Origin of the sequence: Micromonospora sp. NPDC049799, from assembly GCF_040656655.1 — a bacterium.
Taxonomy (GTDB): Bacteria; Actinomycetota; Actinomycetes; order Mycobacteriales; family Micromonosporaceae; genus Micromonospora.
This window is the reverse complement of sequence record NZ_JBFAMU010000365.1, coordinates 1-5,015: the sequence shown is the minus strand read 5'-3', so window position 1 is coordinate 5,015 and position 5,015 is coordinate 1. Positions and strand designations below refer to the sequence as shown.

Genomic DNA, 5,015 nt, shown 5'->3' with positions numbered 1-5,015 from the left:
GCTCGCGAGCCTGGGTGGCGAGGTGACGGGCGTGGGCGAGCAGCGCGGTGTCGTCGGAGACCAGCATCCCCCCGCCGGAGGTCGTTATGATCTTGAGGTGATCCGGTCGACCCGCAGCGCGGGCGAGAACGCGGCCACCCCGAGCAGCCGGGCCTGGTCGGCGTCGACGACGGTCGCGGCGATCACCTGGTCGGCGTGGTGCGGGCGGACACCCCGCTCGGCGAGCACCTCGTAGAGGGAGCCGGCGACGACCGCGGCGTCCAGGTCGCCGATCCGCTCGGCGGGCAGCCAGACCTCCTCCAGGCACATCGGCAGGCCGTCGGCCAGCCGGAGCCGGCGGACGTGCATCACCTCCGCGCCGGGCGAGACGGCCAGGTCGCGGGCGACGGCCACCGGCGCCGAGGTCACCGTGAGGTCGAGCAGTCGGGAGTCCGGGGTGAGCCGGCGCAGACGCATGTCCTCGCTGAACGAGGTGAGCGCCAGGTTCTTGGAGATGGTGGCCGGGTCGGCCACGAACGTGCCGGAGCCCTGGGCCCGGTAGACCAGGCCCTCCTCCTCCAGGCGGCCGACGGCCTGCCGGACGGTGGCCCGGCTGACCCCGAACCGGGCGACCAGTTCCCGTTCGCTGGGCAGCGGATCGTGCGGTCGCAGCGCCTGGCCGATCTCGGCGCGCAGCGCCGCGTACAGCGCCTCGTGCTTGAAGCCGACCTTGTTGACAGCGGTCATCCCTTCACGCCCCCTTCTCCGACTCCGCGGAAGAACAGCCGCTGCAGAGCGAAGAAGACGGCCAGCAACGGCAGGACCGCGATCATCGTGCCAGCGGCGACGACCCGCTGGTCGTTGGTGAAGGTGCCGGACAGGTACTGGAGGCCGACGGTGAGGGTGAAGTTGTCCGGGTTCTTCAGCACGATCAGCGGCCAGAGGAAGTCGTCCCAGGCGAAGAGGAAGCTGAACACGCCGACCACCGCGAGCGAACCGCGGACGCTGGGCAGCGCGACCCGCCAGAACCGGGACCACTCCCCCGCGCCGTCGATGGCGGCGGCCTCCTCGACCTCCTTGGGCAGCGCGAGGAACGCGGTCCGCATGACGAGGATGGACAGTCCGGAGACCGCGCCGGGCAGGAGCACGCCGAGCAGGGTGTCGACCAGGCCGAGGCTGCGAACGGTCAGGAAGACGTTGACCATGATGACCTCGAACGGCACGACCAGCGACGCGAGGACGGCGGCGAAGACCGCGCCCCGGCCCCGGAAGCGCATCCGCGCCAGGGCGTAACCGGCCATCGCGCCGAGCAGGCAGTTGGTGACGACGCTGGCGGTCGCCACCATGGCCGAGTTGGCGATGTAGCGCCAGACCGGGATGACGTCGGCGACCTTGGCGAAGTTGCCGAGCGTCGGGTCCTGCGGCAGCCAGGTGACCTCCGGGCCGTAGATCGGCTCGGCGGTGCCCTTCAGCGAGGTGAGCAGCTGCCACAGGAACGGTCCGACCAGCAGGACGGTCATCAGCAGCAGCAGGACGTAGCGCAGCGCCACGGGGCCGTACCGGCTCACGCCTCGCTCCCTTCGTTGCGACGGCGCAGCACCAGGGCGCCGACGGAGAGCCCGAGGGTGCCGACGAACAGGACCAGGCTCATCGCCGAGGCGTACCCGATCTCGCCGTCGACCCCGAGGCCCACCTCGCGGATGTAGTAGACGATCGACTTGGCCTGCCCGCCCGGCCCGGCGGTGCCGGAGGACATCACGTAGATCTCGGCGAAGACCTTGGTGGCGGAGATCGCGGACAGGGCGCCGACCAGCAGCATCGTCGGCCGTACGGTCGGCACGGTCACCGAGCGGAAGCGGCGTACGGCACCCGCGCCGTCGACCTTGGCCGCCTCGTACAGCTCGTTCGGCACGTTGGACAGGGCGGCCAGGTAGATCACCATGTAGTAGCCGAGGCCCTTCCAGACGGTCACCAGCATGCAGGAGAACAGCAGCAGGGTGGAGTCGGTGAGGAAGGGCAGCGGTTCGGTGACCACCTTCAGCCGGAGCAGGACGGCGTTGACCAGGCCCTCGGAGGAGAGCAGCCAGCTCCAGATCAGGCCGACCACGACCATCGAGGCGATGACCGGGGAGTAGAACACCGCCCGGAACGCGCCGATGCCGGGCAGCTTGGCGTGCACCAGTTGGGCCAGCAGCAGCGGCAGCAGGATCAGGGCGGGGACCACCACGACCAGGTACAGGCCGGTGTTGGCCAGCGCGCGGAAGAACTCGTCGTCCTCGGCGAGGCGGCGGAAGTTGTCCACGCCGGTGAACTCACCGCCGCCCAGCGCGCGGGCGTCGGTGAAGGCGAGCACGCCGGTGTTGGCCAGCGGGCCCCAGGTCATCACCGCGGTGACGAGCAGTGCCGGGGCGAGGAAGAGCCAGGGCACGTACCATCGACGGCCGATCACGTCGGGGAAACTCCTGTCCGGTCGCGGGGGTGGTCGCCGCCCGCCGGGTGGGTGGCCCGGCGGGCGGCGTCCTTCTCAGGTGGCGCGGGGCGTGGCTCGGTGGAGCCGCGCCCTAGCGGGCGAGCAGCGCGTTCGCCTCGGTCACGGCCTCGTCCAGGGCGGTCTTCGGGTCGAGGTCACCCTTGACGGCGAGCTGGATCTTGCCGATGACGACGGCCTTGGTGCGGTCGTCCCACTGGACCGGGGTGAGGTTCTTCGCCTTGGCGATCTGCTCGGCGGAGATCTTCCGGGCGACCGAGGTCGGGTCGGTCTCGGTGACGGCCGTGAAGTACGGGTCCTTCAGCGAGTCCGCGGTGGACGGCAGGATCGTGACGATCTTCGCGAAGGCGAGCTGGTTCTCGGCGTTGGTGACGAACTTGGCGAACTCCAGCGCGGTGGCCGCGTTCTTGCTCTTGCGCGGGATGAGCAGGCCCATCACCGACATGTTCGTGGTGCCCTCGGCGCTGGCGATCTGGCCGGCGACCCCGGTGGCCTTCGCGACGGCGGGGGCGTTCTCGCCGACGACCTTGAGGAAGTTCGGGCCGGAGGGGAAGAGCGCGGTGCGCCCGGCCGAGTACGCCTCGGTGGCCTTGGAGTGGTTCTCGGTCAGCCAGTCCGGGGCGAAGGCCTTGCTCGCGTACAGGTCGCGCAGCGCGGTCACGTACTGCACGGCCTCGGGGGTGTTGAACGTCCAGGCGGTGGCGTCGTCGTTGAGCAGCGGCACGCCGAGCTTGGCGAGGTTCGGCACGACGGTGTTCTCCAGCGCCGGGTGCCAGCCGTAGAAGGCGCCCTTGCCGGCGGTGGAGAGCTGCTTGGTCTGGGCGAGCAGCTCGTCGATGGTCTTCGGCGGGCTGTTCGGGTCGAGCCCGGCCTTCGCGTAGAGGTCCTTGTTGTACATGGTGACCTCGCTGGTGAGGTACCACGGCAGGCCGTACGCGCCGTCGGAGCCCGGGACCTTGAAGGCGTCCCAGGCGCCGGGGACGTAGCTGCCCTTGACGTCGCCCGCGCTCTTCTCCAGGTCGAAGAAGACGCCCTGCTTCTCCAGCTTCTGGGCGAAGTTCGGGTTCAGGTTCACCACGTCGGGCAGGGTGCCCGCCTGGGCGTCGTTGGTGATCTTCTCCTGGGCGCCCTGGAACGGCAGGTCGATCCAGTTGACCTTGGTGCCGGGGTGCTTCGCCTCGAAGTCGGCGATGAGCTTCGTGATGTATTCGTCGAACGTCGGCTTGAGGGCCAGCGTCGAGAAGGTGATCTCGCCCTTGACCTCGCCGGAGATCGCGTCGCCTCCGGCACCGCCGGTGGCGTCGTCGCCGTCGGACAGGCCGCAGCCGCTGGCGAACAGGACAGCCGCGAGGGCGGCGGCTGCGAAGGCGCGGGTACGCCTCATGAGGGGTCCTCCAGGTTGGGGGGTAGTGGTACGGACCAGTGCCGGTGACTCTGGACCATGAACCATCGGACGGTCAAGCCCTCGCTGCCAATTCGACGCCGACTGTCCGGTTCGGTTATCGAAACGAGGTCTTGACTTGTCCGTACCACCGGGCACACGATGAGCCGCATGCCTACCCCCACCCCCCTGCGCCGGGCGACCGTCGCCGGCATCGCAGGCGCCCTCATGCTCGGCCTGACATCCGTCCCGGCGTACGCCGAAGCGACCGACGGCCGGCCCGCCGTGGTCACCGCCGACGGCGACACGGCCGTCATCGACGCGATCGACCCGTCCTCCCGGACCGCCGGGATGCTCGCCCTGTACACCCCGGACGCGGGCGCCGAGACCCGCACCAACGCGTTCGGCGGCGAGGCCGTGCTGCGCGCCCTCGGCGGCGGCAGCTACGAGGTGCTCAGCGTCTGCACGGTCTTCGACTCCTGCCCGAAGCCCGGCAACAACGCGATCCCCGCCGACGGGGCGGTGCTGTCCGCGTCGCCGCCGGAGGCCGGCGGTGTCGACGACCGCCGTTTCCTGCGCGACCAGCTGCGCGCCGGTGACCGGGTGGAACTGCGCAACCTGCTGATCCGGCGGGCGAGCAGCACCCTGGACGCCACCGACCCGACCGCCGCCAGCCACCCGGGCGGCGTCGACCCGGCCACCGGGCAGTGCTTCCCCGGCTGCCGGGGCGCCGAGCAGCTCATCGCCTACACCCCGGCCGCCGGCCGGCCCACCACCGGCACCAACGACTACGGCTACGAGGTCACCGTCTCCGGCGGGCGGGTGACCGCCCGGGGCGGCGGGAACAGCGCGATCCCCGCCGACGGGTTCGTGCTCTCCGGTCACGGCTCCCGCGGCTCCTGGCTGGAGGGCAACGCCCCGCTGGGCGCCAAGGTCACCCTCGACGGCGCCACCGTCACCGTCGAGGTGGACGCGGAGAGCTGGCTGCTCGGCGCCGAGCGGGCCGGCACCGCCGCGGGCAGCGCGAAGGACGCCGCACTCGCCTCCTGCCTCGCCGTCGACCCGGCCTCGATCGACGCCGCGCTCGTCGAGGCGGACACCCTGCTGGGGGGTGGGTCAGCAGGATGGCGTCGGGGGCGTGCAGCCCCGCGTACCGCTGGAGGGTCG

Annotated in this window: 4 protein-coding genes and 1 pseudogene; 1 reads left to right on the top strand and 4 read right to left on the bottom strand. The window is 71.2% G+C overall.

The genetic code is table 11. The features are described 5' to 3' along the window. Window positions 1–84 precede the first annotated feature (84 nt). From AB0I76_RS22235 to AB0I76_RS22220, 4 genes are all read right to left on the bottom strand, one after another. Window positions 85–726, bottom strand: a complete 642-nt coding sequence (locus AB0I76_RS22235) for a GntR family transcriptional regulator (RefSeq protein WP_357038588.1) — start codon at window positions 724–726, stop codon at window positions 85–87. Further along, complete coding sequence (locus AB0I76_RS22230; protein ID WP_357038585.1) at window positions 723–1,547, bottom strand: carbohydrate ABC transporter permease; 825 nt, start codon at window positions 1,545–1,547, stop codon at window positions 723–725. Before AB0I76_RS22230 ends, AB0I76_RS22235 begins: the two co-directional genes overlap by 4 nt. Then, complete coding sequence (locus AB0I76_RS22225) at window positions 1,544–2,428, bottom strand: sugar ABC transporter permease (RefSeq protein ID WP_357038582.1); 885 nt, start codon at window positions 2,426–2,428, stop codon at window positions 1,544–1,546. The genes AB0I76_RS22230 and AB0I76_RS22225 overlap by 4 nt, the downstream gene beginning before the upstream one ends. Before the next feature lie 112 nt (window positions 2,429–2,540). Then, a complete protein-coding gene (locus AB0I76_RS22220; protein WP_357038579.1) occupies window positions 2,541–3,851 on the bottom strand; it encodes a sugar ABC transporter substrate-binding protein in 1,311 nt (436 codons plus the stop codon). A gap of 168 nt (window positions 3,852–4,019) precedes the next feature. Between AB0I76_RS22220 and AB0I76_RS22215 the strand changes: the two are divergent. Next, window positions 4,020–5,015 (top strand): annotated as a pseudogene (locus AB0I76_RS22215) (hypothetical protein); the annotation flags it as partial.